The organism is Ancylobacter gelatini (assembly GCF_022601675.1).
GTDB classification, from domain to species: Bacteria; Pseudomonadota; Alphaproteobacteria; order Rhizobiales; family Xanthobacteraceae; genus Ancylobacter; species Ancylobacter gelatini.
Genome location: NZ_JAKVIL010000006.1, coordinates 56,938 through 72,513, shown reverse-complemented (window position 1 = coordinate 72,513; position 15,576 = coordinate 56,938). Strand labels below are relative to the sequence as shown.

General features: G+C 69.1%; 14 protein-coding genes. 6 read left to right on the top strand and 8 right to left on the bottom strand.

The window, feature by feature from the left end; translation table 11 throughout:
* Positions 1-10 precede the first annotated feature (10 nt).
* On the top strand, positions 11-1,306 hold the full coding sequence (locus MKI84_RS12030) for a D-amino acid dehydrogenase (RefSeq protein WP_241619735.1): 1,296 nt from the start codon (positions 11-13) through the stop codon (positions 1,304-1,306).
* A 67-nt stretch (positions 1,307-1,373) separates the two neighbouring features.
* Here MKI84_RS12030 and MKI84_RS12025 read toward each other — a convergent pair whose 3' ends face one another.
* The 3 genes from MKI84_RS12025 to MKI84_RS12015 all read right to left on the bottom strand — a co-directional run bounded on the left by MKI84_RS12025 (position 1,374) and on the right by MKI84_RS12015 (position 5,259).
* A complete protein-coding gene (locus MKI84_RS12025) occupies positions 1,374-2,252 on the bottom strand; it encodes an NAD(P)/FAD-dependent oxidoreductase (RefSeq protein ID WP_241619733.1) in 879 nt (292 codons plus the stop codon).
* Positions 2,253-2,254: 2 nt separating this feature from the next.
* On the bottom strand, positions 2,255-2,698 hold the full coding sequence (locus MKI84_RS12020) for an RrF2 family transcriptional regulator (RefSeq protein WP_241619731.1): 444 nt from the start codon (positions 2,696-2,698) through the stop codon (positions 2,255-2,257).
* Between the two features lie 74 nt (positions 2,699-2,772).
* Positions 2,773-5,259, bottom strand: coding sequence for a heavy metal translocating P-type ATPase (locus tag MKI84_RS12015; protein WP_281063225.1), 2,487 nt, complete (start codon positions 5,257-5,259; stop codon positions 2,773-2,775).
* A gap of 76 nt (positions 5,260-5,335) precedes the next feature.
* Here MKI84_RS12015 and MKI84_RS12010 point away from each other — a divergent pair, with 76 nt between their 5' ends.
* Positions 5,336-5,611 (top strand): metal-sensitive transcriptional regulator, encoded by a 276-nt coding sequence (locus MKI84_RS12010; RefSeq protein ID WP_241619729.1) that lies wholly within the window; start codon positions 5,336-5,338, stop codon positions 5,609-5,611.
* Between the two features lie 3 nt (positions 5,612-5,614).
* On the opposite strand, the gene MKI84_RS12005 is transcribed toward MKI84_RS12010, so the two are convergent.
* The 4 genes from MKI84_RS12005 to MKI84_RS11990 all read right to left on the bottom strand — a co-directional run bounded on the left by MKI84_RS12005 (position 5,615) and on the right by MKI84_RS11990 (position 9,875).
* A complete protein-coding gene (locus tag MKI84_RS12005) occupies positions 5,615-6,250 on the bottom strand; it encodes a LysE family translocator (protein ID WP_241619727.1) in 636 nt (211 codons plus the stop codon).
* Positions 6,251-6,306: 56 nt separating this feature from the next.
* On the bottom strand, positions 6,307-6,825 hold the full coding sequence (locus tag MKI84_RS12000) for a methylated-DNA--[protein]-cysteine S-methyltransferase (protein ID WP_281063224.1): 519 nt from the start codon (positions 6,823-6,825) through the stop codon (positions 6,307-6,309).
* Positions 6,826-7,001: 176 nt separating this feature from the next.
* The gene (locus MKI84_RS11995) at positions 7,002-8,516 is read right to left on the bottom strand and encodes a malonate--CoA ligase (RefSeq protein ID WP_241619725.1); all 1,515 of its coding nucleotides are present in this window, start codon (positions 8,514-8,516) and stop codon (positions 7,002-7,004) included.
* 93 nt (positions 8,517-8,609) lie between these two features.
* Positions 8,610-9,875, bottom strand: coding sequence for a glycoside hydrolase family 5 protein (locus MKI84_RS11990; protein ID WP_241619723.1), 1,266 nt, complete (start codon positions 9,873-9,875; stop codon positions 8,610-8,612).
* A 243-nt stretch (positions 9,876-10,118) separates the two neighbouring features.
* Between MKI84_RS11990 and MKI84_RS11985 the strand changes: the two genes are divergently transcribed.
* From MKI84_RS11985 to MKI84_RS11970, 4 genes are all read left to right on the top strand, one after another.
* Positions 10,119-11,453 (top strand): GntT/GntP/DsdX family permease, encoded by a 1,335-nt coding sequence (locus tag MKI84_RS11985; RefSeq protein ID WP_241619721.1) that lies wholly within the window; start codon positions 10,119-10,121, stop codon positions 11,451-11,453.
* A gap of 13 nt (positions 11,454-11,466) precedes the next feature.
* Positions 11,467-12,933 carry a GH1 family beta-glucosidase gene (locus MKI84_RS11980; protein WP_241619719.1) on the top strand — a complete coding sequence of 489 codons (1,467 nt, stop codon included), beginning with the start codon at positions 11,467-11,469 and terminating at the stop codon, positions 12,931-12,933.
* Between the two features lie 172 nt (positions 12,934-13,105).
* Positions 13,106-13,381 (top strand): acyl carrier protein, encoded by a 276-nt coding sequence (locus MKI84_RS11975; protein ID WP_241619717.1) that lies wholly within the window; start codon positions 13,106-13,108, stop codon positions 13,379-13,381.
* Positions 13,381-14,595, top strand: coding sequence for a beta-ketoacyl-[acyl-carrier-protein] synthase family protein (locus MKI84_RS11970; RefSeq protein ID WP_241619716.1), 1,215 nt, complete (start codon positions 13,381-13,383; stop codon positions 14,593-14,595). The genes MKI84_RS11975 and MKI84_RS11970 overlap by 1 nt, the downstream gene beginning before the upstream one ends.
* A 9-nt stretch (positions 14,596-14,604) precedes the next feature.
* Here MKI84_RS11970 and MKI84_RS11965 read toward each other — a convergent pair whose 3' ends face one another.
* Positions 14,605-15,576, bottom strand: coding sequence for a LysR family transcriptional regulator (locus MKI84_RS11965; RefSeq protein WP_241619714.1), 972 nt, complete (start codon positions 15,574-15,576; stop codon positions 14,605-14,607).

The window sequence follows — 15,576 nt, the reverse complement described above, 5'->3', positions numbered from 1 at the left end:
GGAGTTCCCCATGCGCAGCATTGCTGTTATCGGCGCCGGCATCACCGGCATCACCACCGCCTATGCCCTGAGCGAACGTGGCTATGACGTCACGGTCATCGATCGCCAGCGCTATGCGGCGATGGAGACCTCCTTCGCCAATGGCGGCCAGCTTTCGGCCTCCAATGCCGAGGTGTGGAACTCCTGGTCCACCGTGCTCAAGGGCATCAAGTGGATGTTCAAGGCGGACGCCCCGCTGCTGATGAACCCGAAACCCTCCTGGCACAAATACTCCTGGATGGCCGAGTTCCTCGCCAACATCCCGAACTACAAGGCCAACACTATCGAGACCACCCGCCTCGCCATCAAGGCGCGGGACTACATGTTCGAGATGGCAAGCCGCGAAGGCATCGACTTCAAGCTGGAAAAGCGCGGCATCCTGCACATTTACCGCGACAAGCTTGGCTATGACGCCGCCGCCCGCGCCAGCGAGCTCTATGCCCAGGGCGGCCTCGCCCGCCGCGCCGTCGGCCCCTCCGAGATCCGCGCGATCGAGCCGACGCTGCACGGCGATTATTATGGTGGCTTCTTCACCGAATCCGATTCCACCGGCGACATCCACCTGTTCACCCGTGGCCTCGCCGATGCCTGCCGCCGCCATGGCGTGACCTTCGTCAACGAGGCAAGTGTCGATTCGGTCAAGCACAGCGTCAGCGCCGGCAAGCCGCGCGTCGACATCGCGCTGACGCTTGCCCCGTCGAGCGAGGATGCGCGTCCGATCCGTGAGACCCTGAGCTTCGACGGCGTGGTGGTCTGCGCCGGCGTCGGCTCCCGCGCGCTGGCCGCCCAGTTCGGCGACCGCGTGAACATCTATCCGGTGAAGGGCTATTCCATCACCGTGATGCTCGACGACGAGGCCAGCCAGAACGCCGCGCCGTGGGTGAGCCTGCTCGACGACCAGACCAAGATCGTCACCTCGCGCCTCGGCAAGGATCGCTTCCGCGTCGCCGGCACTGCCGAGTTCAACGGCGAGAACCGAGACATCCGCGCCGACCGCATCGCGCCGCTGGTGAACTGGACCCGCCAGCTGTTCCCCGGCGTCTCCACCGCGCGCACCGTGCCGTGGGCCGGCCTGCGCCCGATGATGCCGAACCTGATGCCGCGCGTCGGCGCCGGCAAGCTGCCGGGCGTGTTCTACAACACCGGCCACGGCCATCTCGGCTGGACGCTCTCGGCCGCCACCGCGCAGATGATCGCCGAAAAGATCGCCACCGACATGCCGGTCGAGAAGCCCAGCGCCCAGATCTTCCGCCTCGCGGCGGAGTGAGGCATCGCGCTCCGTCTCACCCGCCTCCGGCCTGCGTCGGGGGCGGGTTTTTCATGGGGCGCCCGCCTCAGAACACCAGAGAGCGGTGAAGGTTCACCCCGGCCCAGGCGCCGTCCGCCACCGCCAGTGACACCGAATGCGGCACCCGTGCCGCGTCCCCGCAGGCATAGGCGCCGGGAATGCTGGTCTCCTTGGCCTCGTCGGCGCGGATCTGCGTGCCGAAAGGCGTCTCGGCCAATGCGCAGCCCAGCGCCTGCGCGATCGGCGTCGCCGGTGCATTGAGTGGGGCGGTGAACAGACCGGCAAAGTCCAGCCGACGCCCATCTTCCAGCACCACGAGCGCCGTCTCCTCGATGCGCGCGATCGACACCTCCTCCAGTGCGACGCCATGCACGGCAAGCTCCGCCCGCGCGCCGGCATCGGGCACGAAAGCGCCATGGGTGAACAGCGTGACCTCGCCCCATTCCGCGACCAGCCGGGCCTGATGCAGCGCGCCCTCGCCAGTGGCGATGACGCCGATACGCCCGCGTTCCAGCTCGTAGCCGTGGCAGTAGGGGCAGTGAAACACGCTGCGACCCCAGCGCTCGGCCAGCCCGTCAATGGCGGGCAGCGTGTCGCTGACGCCGGTGGCGAACAGCAGCCGGCGCCCGTGATGGACCGCGCCGGAGGCGGTGGCGACCGCGAAGCCGTCCTTCGCCCCGGACGCGGCGAGCGCGGTGTCCTCGACCCATTGCAGCGTCGGGTACGCCTCAAGCTGGGACCGTGCGACGCGCGCGATCTCGGCCGGATCGACACCATCCTGTCCGAGAAAACCGTGCGAGCGGCTGGCGAAGCGGTTGCGGCGCAGGCCGGCATCGATCACCAGCACCGAACGGCGCGCGCGCAGAAGCTGGAGGGCAGCGGCCATTCCGGCGTAGCTGCCCCCGATAATGACGACATCGTGCATGGTCAGGCTTGTCCCTGTCTGTAGGCGGCGTGACGCCGTTGGAACTCGGCGGCGAGTTCCGCGAGGGTGATCCGGGAAAATCGTTCGAGGAGCAGCGCCTCGGCTTCGGCGAAGGCGTCATCGAGCGCCGCGTTGACCGATTGTTCGACCAGGCATTGCGGCGTCTCGTTGCGATTGCCGATGGCGAAGATAGCGGGCTCGCCGAGCGTCTCGTGCAATTGGCGAAGCGTGACCTGTTCCAGATCGGCCATGATCTGCCAGCCGCCGCCCGAGCCGCGAGCCGAAACCACCAGACCGGCGTCCCGCAGCAAGCCCATGGTACGGCGGACGACGACCGGGTTGGTGTGCATACACACCGCCAGTTCTTCGGAGGTCACCGGCCCCTCCCGCTCTGCCATGTGAAGCAGGGCGTGAAGCACCGAGGAGAGGCGGCTGTCTTTTTTCATGTAACTTCGATTATTACGATTCGGAACGAAAAACAAGGCCGGCCGCCTGACGCGGCCGGCCTTGATCGACCGGTTCACACCTTCGCCGCGCGCAGCCTTAGCGCGTTGGCGATGACGCTGACCGAGGACAGTGACATGGCGAGCGCCGCCACCATGGGCGAGAGCAGCAGCCCGAACACCGGGTAGAGCACGCCCGCCGCGATCGGCACGCCGGCCGCGTTGTAGATGAAGGCGAAGAACAGGTTCTGGCGAATATTGGCCATGGTCGCGCTCGACAGGTGCCGGGCGCGGACGATGCCGGTCAGGTCGCCCTTGAGCAGGGTCACGCCGGCGCTCTCGATGGCGACATCGGTGCCGTGCCCCATGGCGATGCCGACATCCGCGCTCGCCAGCGCGGGCGCATCGTTGACGCCGTCGCCGGCCATCGCCACCACCCGGCCCTCGCGCTTCAGCCGCTCGATCACCGCGGCCTTGCCCTCCGGCGCCACCTCGGCCTCCACCTCGGTGATGCCGAGCTTTGCCGCGACCGCCTGCGCGGTCACGCGGTTGTCGCCGGTCAGCATCACCACGCGGATGCCGTCGGCGCCGAGCTGGCGGATCGCCTCGGGGGTGGTGGCTTTCACCGGATCGGCGATGGCGAGAATGCCCGCCGGCTTGCCGTTGATGCCGATATAGATCGCGCTGCCGCCATCGGCGCGCAGTTCGTCCGCGCGGGCAGCCAGCTCGGCGGTGTCGATGCCGAGTTCCTTGAGGAACGCCGCGCTGCCCAGCACCACGCGCTTGCCCTCGACGAGGCCATAGGCGCCCTTGCCGGTCGGGCTGTCGAAGCCCCGCACCTTGGGGATGTCGATACCCTTTGCTTCCGCCGCCGCGACGATGGCCTGCGCCAGCGGATGCTCGGAGGGCCGCTCGACACTGGCGGCGAGGCGCAGCACGCCGTCCTCGTCGAAGCCTTCCGCCGCCACGAGAGCCGTCAGCGCCGGCTTGCCTTCGGTCAGCGTGCCGGTCTTGTCGACGACGAGGGTGTCGACCCTCTCCAGCCGCTCCAGCGCCTCGGCGTTCTTGATCAGCACCCCCATCTGCGCCCCACGTCCGACACCGACCATGATCGACATCGGCGTGGCCAGACCCAGCGCGCAGGGACAGGCGATGATGAGCACCGCCACGGCGGCGATCAGCGCATGGGCGAATTTCGGGTCCGGCCCGAACCATGCCCAGGCGGCGAAGGCGATGAGCGCCGCGCCCACCACCAGCGGCACGAACCAGCCGGCGATCCGGTCGGCGAGGCGCTGGATCGGCGCGCGCGAGCGCTGCGCCTCCGCCACCATCTGCACGATGCGCGCAAGCATGGTGTCACGCCCGACCTTGTTCGCCACGATGACGAGGCCGCCGGAACGGTTCAGCGTGCCGCCGATCACGGCGTCGCCCTCGGCCTTGGTGACCGGCATGGATTCGCCGGTGACGAGGCTCTCGTCCAGCGCCGAGCGCCCCTCCTCCACCATGCCGTCGACCGGCACCTTCTCGCCGGGGCGCACCCGCAGCCGGTCACCGACGCCCACCTGATCGAGCGGGACTTCCGCCTCGCTGCCATCGGCATCGATGCGCCGCGCGGTTTTCGGCGCAAGGTCCAGCAGCGCCTTCAGCGCCCCGGAGGTCTGCTCGCGGGCGCGCAGTTCCAGCACCTGCCCGAGCAGCACCAGCACCGTGATCACCGCCGCGGCCTCGAAATAGACCGCGACCGTGCCGTCCGCGGCGCGGAATCCGTCCGGGAACACGCCCGGCGCAAGAACCGCGACCACGCTGTAGAGATAGGCCGCCCCGGTGCCGAGCGCGATCAGCGTGAACATGTTGAGGTTGCGGGTCATCACGGACTGCCAGCCGCGCACGAAGAACGGCCAGCCGGCCCACAGCACCACCGGCGTCGCCAGCGCAAACTGCACCCAGACCGAGACCCCCGGCGGCACCAGATGATGCAGCGCCGGAATGAGGTGGCCGCCCATTTCCAGCACGAACACCGGGAGCGCCAGAACGAGGCCGATCCAGAACCGGCGGCTCATGTCGATGAGTTCGTGGTTCGGCCCGTCGTCGAGGCTGACCAGCATCGGCTCCAGCGCCATGCCGCAGATCGGGCAGGAACCGGGGCCGATCTGCCGGATTTCCGGGTGCATCGGGCAGGTATATTCCGTGCCCTCCGGCACCGGCTCGGCCGGGGCCTTGTCGCCGAGATATTTTTCCGGGTCGGCGATGAACTTGGTGCGGCAGCCGGGCGCGCAGAAATAATAGGTGAGGCCCTTATGATCGGCCTTCAGCGTCGCGGTGTGCGGATCGACATCCATGCCGCAGACGGGGTCCTTCACCATGTGGGAGGACGCCGGGGCATGGGCATGGGCATGATGGTCGTGACCCGCATGGTCATGGTGCGCATGATCGTGGCCATGACCCGCGCCGCAGCAGGAGGACGCCTTCGGCTCGGGCGCTGTCTCCTTGTGCCCACCGCAGCAGGAAGCCCCGTGCTTTGAATGATCGTGACCCGCATGATCCTGCGCATCGTGCTCAGCCATCGCCGCCTCCATGTATACCCTGCCGGGGTATCAACCCCGGCTTGCGATATATACCCGGCAGGGGTATATGACAAGCATGCAGAACGACACGCGCACCGCTTGCCTGAAACGCCTCAACCGCATCGAGGGACAGGTGCGGGGTATCTCCCGCATGGTCGAGGATAACCGCTATTGCATCGATATCGTCACGCAGGTGGCGGCGGTGCGCGCGGCACTCAAGCGCGTGGAGGAAGAGGTGCTGCGCGACCATGTCGGCCATTGCGTCGAACACGCCATCGCCTCCGGCGACGCCGACGAGCAGCGCAAGAAGGTCGCCGAGCTGATCTCGGTGCTCGGCAAGCTGAAGGACTGAAGCTCAGCCGCGCTGGAGCGCGAGATGGGTGCCGAGCCCGACCAGCACCGCCCCACCGGCGCGCCGCATCAGGCGCTGCGCGCGGCCGGAGCGCCTCAGCCGCTCCACCAGAGCGCCCGCAACCATCACGCAGACGATATCGGTCGAGGTGAACATCACATTCACCAGCGTGCCCAGCACCAGGAACTGCGCCCAGACCGGCAGGCTCGCGGCCGGATCGATGAACTGCGGCAGCAAAGCGAGGAAGAAGATCGCGGTCTTGGGGTTCAGCACCTCGACCGTCACGCTCTCGATGAAGGCGCGCCGCGCCGATTTGCGCGCCAGCCCCGGCAGCGCCACCTCCTCGCCGCCAGCCTTGGCGCGAAATAGCCCGATGCCGAGCCACACCAGATAGGCCGCGCCCGCGAGCTTCACGCCCAGATAGAGCACCGGCACGGCATGAAACAGCACGGAGAGCCCCGCTGCCGCCGCGATGACATGGACATAGCAGCCCAGATGCAGGCCGAGCACCGCCATCAGCCCGGACAGGCGGCCGCGCGCGAGCGTCTGCGCCGCCGTGTAGAGCATGGCGGGGCCGGGAATGCAGGCGAACAGGCCGGCGGTGGCGAGAAAGGCGAGGAACAGCTCGGTGCGGGGCATGGGTGCGGTCGCTGCGGGGATCGAATAGAGCGATCCTAGCACACGCCGCGCCGGCTTCAGAGCAGCGGGCGCTGCCTCGCCTCCAGCGCAAGAAGATAACGCTTGGCCTCCAGCCCGCCGGCAAAGCCGGTCAGCGTGCCGTTGGAACCAATGGCGCGGTGGCAGGGGGTGATGATGGAAATCGGATTACGGCCATTGGCGGCGCCGACCGCGCGGAACGCCTTGGGCGAACCGACCTGCCGGGCGATCTGCGCATAGGAGCGGGTCTCGCCATAGGCAATGGCGTCCAGCGCCCGCCACACTGCGCGTTGAAATTCGGTGCCGCGCGGGGCGAGCGGCAGGTCGAACACGGTGCGCGCGCCCGCGAAATACTCGCCAAGCTGCCGCGCCGCCTCCGCCAGAACCGGATGATCGGGCGCCTCCAGTAAGGCCGGCAGGCGGACGCGGGCGGGATCGTCCGCCGGCCAAAGCACCGCGACGAGGCCATGATCGGCCGCGACCAGCGTGAGGAGGCCCACCGGCGACGGCAGCGTCGCGCGATAGAGCAGTGCGTCGTCGGATGCCGTCGGTTTCATCGATGGCCTTTGGTGCAGCGTCGTGTCCCGCCGGTCTGCCACGGGGCGCGACGACCGGCCACCCGAAACGGACGATCTCAGGGTCACGCCGAGTACGGACAGAAGGAGTGCGGCACGGTCAGTGCCGCCCCAGCCTTGTCATGGCCGTGTCTGAGACGGCCATGCGAGCCGCCCCCTCACCCGCCATACAGCCCCTTGAACTGCTCGCGCAGCAGGTTCTTCTGCACCTTGCCCATGGTGTTGCGTGGCAAATCGTTGAGGAAGACGACGCGCTTGGGGCATTTGAACCTGGCGAGCCGGCCCTCCAGCGCGCCGAGCACCTGCGCCTCGCTCAGCCCCGCGCCCTCGCGCGCCACCACCACGGCGGTGACGCCCTCGCCGAAATCGGCATGCGGCAGCCCGATCACGGCGCTCTCAACCACGCCGTCTATGGCGTCGATCTCGGTCTCGATCTCCTTGGGGTAGACGTTGAAGCCGCCGGTGATCACGAGATCCTTGCCGCGCCCGACGATCTGCACATAGCCGCGCGCGTCGATCAGGCCCAGATCGCCGGTCACGAACCAGCCCTCATGGAACTCTGCCGCCGTCTTCTCCGGCATGCGCCAATAGCCCTTGAACACGTTCGGCCCGCGCACCTCGATCATGCCGATGGCGCCATGGATCAGTTCGCGGCCGTTCTCGGGGTCGACCACGCGCAGTTCCACCCCCGGCAGCGGAAAGCCGACCGTGCCGGCGATGCGTGCGCCCTCATAGGGGTTCGAGGTGTTCATGCCGGTCTCGGTCATGCCGTAGCGTTCGAGAATGGCGTGGCCGGTCTTCGCGTGCCATTCGCGGTGGGTCTCCGCCAGCAGCGGCGCGGAGCCGGAGATGAACAGGCGCATCGCCTTCGCCGCCTCAGGGCTGAGGCCGGGGTGCTTCAGCAGCCGGGTGTAGAAGGTCGGCACGCCCATCAGCACGCTGGCGCGGCCCATGAGCGTCAGCACCAGATCGGCGTCGAACCTCGGCAGGAAGATCATCGAGGAGCCGGCGAGCAGCGTGGCGTTGATCGCGACGAACAGGCCGTGGGTGTGGAAAATCGGCAGCGCGTGGATCAGCACGTCGTCCGGCGTGAAGCCCCAATACTCCGCCAGCACCTGCGCGTTCGAGGCGAGGTTGTCGTGGCTGAGCATCGCGCCCTTGGAGCGCCCGGTGGTGCCGGAGGTGTAGAGCAGCGCGGCCAGATCGTCCGGCCCGCGCGCCACGTCCTCGAAGCTGGTGCGCTGGGCGTCCGCCGCCGCGCGCAGCGTGCCCGTGCCCGTCGCATCGAGCGTCAGGAGTTGCCCGACGCCGCGCGCTTTCGCGATCGGCGCCAACGCGGCTTCCTGCGCGGGATCGCAGACGAAGACCGCCGGCTCGGCGTCGCTGAGGAAATAGTCGATCTCGGAGGGGGTGTAGGCGGTGTTGAGCGGCAGGAACACCGCCCCGGCCCGCACCGTGCCGAGATAGGCGAACACCGCCTCAAGGCTCTTCTCGACCTGCAGCGCCACCCGGTCGCCGGGCTTCACCCCAAGTTGCACCAGCGCGTTGGCATATTGCGCGCTGCGCCGCTCCAGCGCGCCATAGTCATAACGCCGCCCGTCGGGCAGCTCGGCAAACAGGCGGCTGGCGTCCGGCTGGCGCGCACGGATCAGCGAGAACAGGTGATTGGTCATGGTTGGCGCTTCGTCCCGTAGCAAAACATTGGTGTCATGGCCGGGCGCGTCCCGGTTCTTGTCTCCACCGCCGCCCTTTATCGGACGCGACGGTCACGGCACGTTCATCCCCAGCGATTCGACATAGCCGCGATTGATCCGCGTCCTGGCGAAGCGCGCATTGGCGAGATAGGCGTCGAGCGTCGCCGCCACCTCTTCGCGCGAGGGACGGGGCATGGCGTCCCATTGCTCGCGCGGGGCCGAGCCGAAGGCGGCAATGGCGTCCCAGCCCTCGGGCTTCTCGATCGAGGAGACGGTGGAGAGCGAATCGAGGTTCTTATAGGTCCAGAAGCTCCAGCCGATGCCGAATTTCTCGTTCATCTTGCGGTACTTCTCGTTCCATTCGTCCGTCAGCTCGCCGGTCTCGCCGAGGAAGATCGGCACGCCCCAGCGATTGGCAAAGTTGACGTAATCCTGCACCTCGCGCCGCTCCGGGCTCGCCCAGAACTTGTGGTAGGTGTAGCCGGCATTGGCGTCGAAGGGCGGGCCGAACACGCCGAAATTGGTGCTCCACTGCGCGGCGGCGAGGATAACCGGGTGGTTCGGGTCCACCTCGCGGATCGCCTGCGTGATCTTGGCATAGAGCGGTTCGAGACGCGGATTGAGGAAATCCGTGTCGTGATAGGGCGAGATCGGCTCGTTGAGCAGGTCATAGGCCAGCACGGTCGGCTCGTCCTTGTAGCGCTCGGCGATGGCGCGCCACAGCGCGATGGTGCGGCGCTGGAACTCCGGCACGTAGAAGGTGAGCGGATAGCCCACGCCGTCATCATGGTTCACGCCGGTCTGCCCGCCGGGCGCGGCGTGGATGTCGAGGATGATCTTGATGTCATGCGCCTTCGCCCAGCCGATCACCCGGTCGATCCGCGCCCAGCCCTCGCCGTCCGGGTCGACCTTGGAGGGGTCGGCGGTGTCGAGGAAGAACTTCCAGTGCAGCGGCACCCGCACCGTGGTGAAGCCGGCGGCGGAGAGGAAGGCGAGGTCTTCCTCCTGAATATAGACCTCGCGGAACTGCTCCCAGAACCGCGCGGCCTCTTCCGGCCCGGCAAGATAAGAAATCACGTCCTCGATCTCGCGCGGGGAGCGGTGGACCTTGAACTTGAACATGTAGCCTTCCGGCAGCAGCCAGTTGCCGAAGCTCATGCCGCGGATCGGGAAGGTCGTGCCGTCCGGACGCACGAAGCGCGTGCCCTGCGCGCGGATGAAGCCGGGCGCAGAAGCCTCTGCCGGAGCTGCGGCGGCAACGCCGTCCTGCGCCTTCGCCGCGGCGGAAAAGGCGGCGGGGCCGGCACAAAGCGCGGCGCAGATGAGAAGACGAGGCAAGGCGGGGCGCATCATGGTGCGGCAAACTAGAGCATGTCGCGCGCGAGTTGAACGGTTTTCGCACGGATGGAGCCGGCGCACCTCCGCAAGGGAAGCGGCGCGCGCCGATTGTGTTGCCGCAATCCCGCATCCGGCGCCTGCCGTCGGGCGAAGGCGCTCCGCCGCGCGCTCCCCGCGTGACAGCGCAGCGGTGGCGCGATAAGCCGAAAGCCTCCCTTCCCGCATCACGGGCCCCGCCTTTCCATGTCGCTTCTGCAGGCCGCCTACCTTCTCGCCGCGCTGGTTCTGCTCGTCCTCGCCACGCGGCAGGGACGGCTCCATGTCTTCCTCGCCCTCGTCATCGCCGCGGTCGGCTTCGGCTATGCCTCGGGCATGTCGACCAGCCATGTCGGCAAGGCGTTCGGGCTCGGCTTCGCGCAGAGCCTCAATGGGCTCGGCCTCACCGTGCTGACCGCCGCCATCCTTGCCGAGATCGCCGACGCGACCGGCGCCACGGCGTGGCTTCAGGCGCAGGCGAGGGCCCGGCGCTGGCGCTCGCTGCCGGTGGCGCTGGTGGGGCTCGTCGCCTCGGTCGCCTCGACGCCGGGCGCCGCCTTCGCGATCCTGACGCCGCTGCGGCGCGGGCTCGGCGCCGACACGCCGCGCTCGGCGCTGGCCATGGCGCTCGCGCTCTCCGCCGGCCATGGCCTGCTGCTGCCGGCGCCGGTCATGCTGGCGAGCATGACCATCCTCGGGGCCGACTGGCGCCTCGCTCTGGCGTACGGGGTGCCGGTCGCGCTGCTCAGCCTCCTCGTCGGGCTGGCGATGGCCCGTTTTGCCGCCTCCGGCGATCCGCGCCCGGTCGATACCAGCGCCATCGTCGATAGCAGCCTCCACGCGCCCGGCCGCGCGGCGCTGGCGCTCGCGCTCACCAGCGCCGTTCTGGTGGCGATGCTGATCACCCAGTCGCTCGGCGACATCGCCAGCGAGCCGCTGGGCGGCGGCTCCAACCGGGAATTCCTGATCGCGCTCGGCCGCCCGCTGATCCTGCTGCTGGTCGGCGCCGGCTTGATGGTCGTGCTCACCGGGCACTGGCACGCGGATGGCTTCGGCGAACAGGGCTGGGCCGGTCGCGGGCTGGTGCGCGCCACCGGGCTGGTGCTGCTGATCGGCGCCGCCGGCGGCCTGCAAAAGATCGCGCAGGACACCGGCATGCCGGAGATGAATGCCGAGCGGCTGCTGGACTGGGTGCCGCCCGCCCCGTTCACTCTGTTGCTGCCCTTCGCTGTGGCGGCGGTCGTCAAGACACTGCAAGGCTCCTCGCTGGTCGCCGCCATCACCGCCTCGGGCATGATGATGGAGCTGATGGAGCCGCTGGGCCTCGGCTCGTCCGGCGGCCGGGCGCTGGCCGCGCTGGCGGTGGGCGCCGGATCGATGACGTTCAGCCATATAAATGACGGCCTGTTCTGGCTGACAGGAGAGGCCGGGCGCTGGCGGCCGGGCGGCACGCTCGCCCGCTTCAGCCTCGGCACCCTCGTACAGGGCGTTGTCGCGCTCGCGGCACTGCTCTTGCTTGGGGTTTTCTGTATCGCCGCCTGACGGAACCCGCACCATGCTGCGCCGACGCGACTTCCTCACCTCCGCCCTCGCCTCAACCGCCCTCGCCGCCTCACCCCTGCCTCTGGTCGCCATGAAAGCCTCGGCCCAGCCTGCCAGCGTGCCGCGCCTGCCACCGGCCTTCCTGTGGGGCGCCTCCACCTCGGCCTACCAGATCGAGGGCGCCGTCACGGCGGACGGGCGCGGTCCGAGCATCTGGGACACGTTTTCCCACACGCCGGGCCGCATCAATGACGGCACCACGGGCGATGTCGCCTGCGACCATTACAATCTCTACGCCGGCGACGTGGAGCTGATGGCCCGCGCCGGGCTCCAGGCCTACCGCTTTTCCATCGCCTGGCCGCGCGTCATGCCGGAAGGCACGGGCGCCGTGAACGCCAAGGGCCTCGACTTCTACGACCGCCTTGTCGACGCGCTGCTCGCGCAGGGCATCAGCCCGTTCGCCTGCCTCTATCACTGGGACCTGCCGCAGGCGCTGCAGGACCGCGGCGGCTGGCACAATCGCGACATTGCCGGCTGGTTCACCGATTACGCGCAGGCCACCGTCGCCCGGCTCGGCGACCGGGTGAAGAGCTGGGCGATGCTCAACGAGCCGTCGGTGCACGCCATTTTCGGCCATGGCTTCGGCAATCATGCGCCGGGCCTCACCGGCTGGGCCAGCTATGTGAAGGCGCAGCACCACCAGAACCTCGCGCAGGGCACGGCGCTGCGCGCGCTCAGGGCGGCGCATTCCGATCTGATGCTCGGCACCGTGCTGTCGCTCCAGCCGGTGCTGCCGGCCACCGACAGGCCGGAAGATGCCGCCGCCGCCGCGCGCTTCGATGCGGCGTGGAACACCATCAATCTCGACCCGCTGTTCCATGGCCGCTACCCGGCCGCGTTCGAGGCGGATTTCGCCCCGCTGGTCCAGCCGGGTGATCTCGCCGCCATCCGCGCGCCGCTGGATTTCCTCGGCGTGAACTATTACGGCCGCGCCCATGTGGTGAACGCGCCCGACAGCTTCCTGGCGCAGGCAAGTTTCGGCCCGCTGCCGCCCGGCACGCACACCACCGCCATGGGCTGGCCGATCGAGCCGCAAGGCATGGTCGAGGTGCTGGCGCGGCTGCGCGATCACTATGGCAACCCGCTGGTGTTCATCACCGAGAACGGCGCCTGCTTCGACGATCCCGCGCCGGTGAACGGCGTGGTCATCGATCCGCAGCGCGTCGAGTTCCTGCGCGCGCATCTCGCCGCCGCCGCCGACGCCATCGGCAAGGGCTGCGCGTTGCAGGGCTATTTCGTGTGGTCGCTGCTCGACAATTTCGAGTGGGCGGAGGGCGAGCGCCGGCGCTTCGGCGTGGTGCATGTCGACTTCGCGACGCAGAAGCGCACGCCCAAGGCCTCGCTCGGCTTCCTGTCGGACGTGATCCGGGGCAAGCCCGGCACCGGGATCGGCGGCGCCGGGGTCGCCAGCATGCCCTGAGCGGCAGCCCTGCACGGGGTGCGGGTGACATGCGCCGGACATATATGTCGGCCATGTGCATGTCAGCATGGAGCGGAGCGGTTATTGGCACCGCCCCGGTTTGTGCTACCACACGACAAGCGAGCCGCTGCCGCGCCGCGGTGAGCGATGCTGGAAACCTGAGCAGAGACGCATGCAGACAGACGATCCCGCCGTCGCCGAAATCGTCGAGTTCATCGCCGGGGAAGTCGGCGTCGATTCGAGCCTCATGACCCGCGACACCCCGGTCGCGGAACTCGGCATCTCGTCGCTCGATCTCATCGAGACCATCTTCAAGCTGGAAAGCCGCTTCGGGATCGAGATCCCCAATGACGGCCCGCTCAACGGCAACGACGTGACCGTCGGCGCGCTGGTGGACCATGTGGCGGAGCTTCTGGCCGCCAAGAACGCCCGGGCGGCTTCGGCCTGATGGCGGCGCGGGTTGCGATCACCGGGCTCGGTTCGCTCTCGGCGCTGGGCAATGACGTCGGCGCGCATCTGGCCGGGCTGAAGGCCGGCACGGTCGGCATTGGCGAGACGCGCGGCGTCGATGTGTCGACCATGAAGACCCGGATTTCCGCCGAGGTGCGCGATTTCAACCCCGAGGCGCATTTCGAGCCGCGCCAGCTCGGCCTCATCGACCGCACCAGCCAGCTCGGCCTCGTCGCCGCGCGGCAGGCGATGGCGGATGCCGGCGCCGCGCGCGAGGGCGTCGCGCCCCACCGCGTCGGGGCGATCTTCGCCGCCTCGGTCGGCTATCACGCCGTCGACGACAGCTACCGCAAGCTCTATTTCGACAAGGCGCCGCGCCCGCATCCCTTCACCGTGCCGCGCGCCATGCCGAGTGGGCCGGTGAGCCATGTCACCATGGACCTCGGCATTCACGGCCCGTCCTTCTCCATCGCCTCGGCCTGCTCCTCGGCCTCGCACGCCATCGGCACCGCCTTCCACATGATCCGCGCCGGCATGCTCGATGTCGCGCTGGCGGGCGGGGCGGAATCGCAGATCACCTACGGCATGCTCAAGAGCTGGGAAGCCTTGCGCGTGCTGGCCCCCGACGCCTGCCGCCCGTTCTCCAAGGATCGCGGTGGGCTGGTGATCGGCGAGGGCGCGGGCGCGGTGGTGCTGGAAAATCTCGACCACGCCGTGGCGCGCGGCGCCACCATCCATGCCGAGCTGATCGGCTTCGGCATGAGCGCGGACGGCATGGACATCACCGCCCCGGACATGGCGAGCTGCGCCCGCTCCATCGCCGCGACGCTGGAGGATGCCGGCCTGTCGCCCGACGCGGTGGACTATGTGAACGCCCACGGCACCGCGACGCCGCTGAACGACAAGACCGAGAGCGCCGCGCTGCGCGCCGTGTTCGGCAACCGCATGGCGGCGCTGCCGGTCTCGTCCTCCAAATCGATGTACGGCCACACCATGAGCGCCTCCGGCGCGCTCGACATGGTGACCATGGTGCTCGCTTTGCGCGAGGGCTTCCTGCCCCCGACCATGGGCTTCCGCGAGAAGGACCCGGACTGCGATATCGACTGCGTGCCCAATGAGGCCCGCGCGGCCGATATCGAGGTCGCGCTGTCGTCGAGCTTCGCCTTTGGCGGGCTTAACGCGGTGCTGGCGGCGCGGCGCTATCGCGGCTGAGGTCGCCCCTCACCCCTCCACGCGAAACTCCGCCGCCAGCTTCTCGCCCACCAGCGCGCGCACCGCCTCCTGTTGCGCCGCCAGCCGCTCGCGGCAGAAGGCGGCGACCTCGCGCGGCAGGCGGCCGAGCTCCTGCCGGCGCGCGATCAAGGTCAAATGGCGCGTCAGCGAGGGGCCGGGCAGCGGATGGCAGGCCAGCCCCGCCAGCGGGACGCCGGCCTCCAGCAGGCAGAGCGGCGTGGTGATGGCAAAGCCGGCGCCGGCCGCGACGCTGGCGCTCACCCCATAGGGGGTATCAAACTCCAGCCGGCGCGGCAGATCGAGCCGCAGCCGTCGCAGATGGCGCTCGATCTCCATGCCGGTCTTGGAGCGAGCGGAGAAGCGAACCAGCGGCGTCTGCCGCGCCAGTTCCGCCAGATCGCCCGCGCGGATCGGCGCGGGAGCGGCTTCCGGCAGCAGCAGGATGTAAGGCTCGCTCAGCAGCGGCCAGCGCTCCAGCCCCTCGATCTCGTCGAGTTCGTCGGCACCGACCAGCAGGTCGAGCTGGCGCGTGAGCAGCGCCCCGGCATGGGAGGCGGTCAGCCCGGAGAGCAGCGACACCTGTTCCGCCATCTCGTCCAGCCGGCCGGCGAGCGGGGCCATCAGCGCTCGGGCAAGCGAATCCACCAGCCCGGCGCGCAGCAGCGGCAGGCGCGCATGCTCGGCCTCGCGCAGCAGCGGCGCGATCTGGCGCGCCTCGGAAAGCAGCGCGCTCGCCCGCTGGCGCAGCGCGCCGCCGGCGGCGGTGAGGGCGAGCGGACGGGCGCGCCGGTCGAACAGCGCGATGCCGATGCGCCGCTCCATGTCGGCAATGGCCTGCGAGATCGCCGGCTGGGTGAGCGAGAGCCGCCGCGCCGCCTGCGCCATGGTGCCGGCGTCGCAGACGGCGAGGAAGATTTCCAGCGCGCGAAGGTCGAAGGGCAGCGTGTCGGAAGGGGGCAT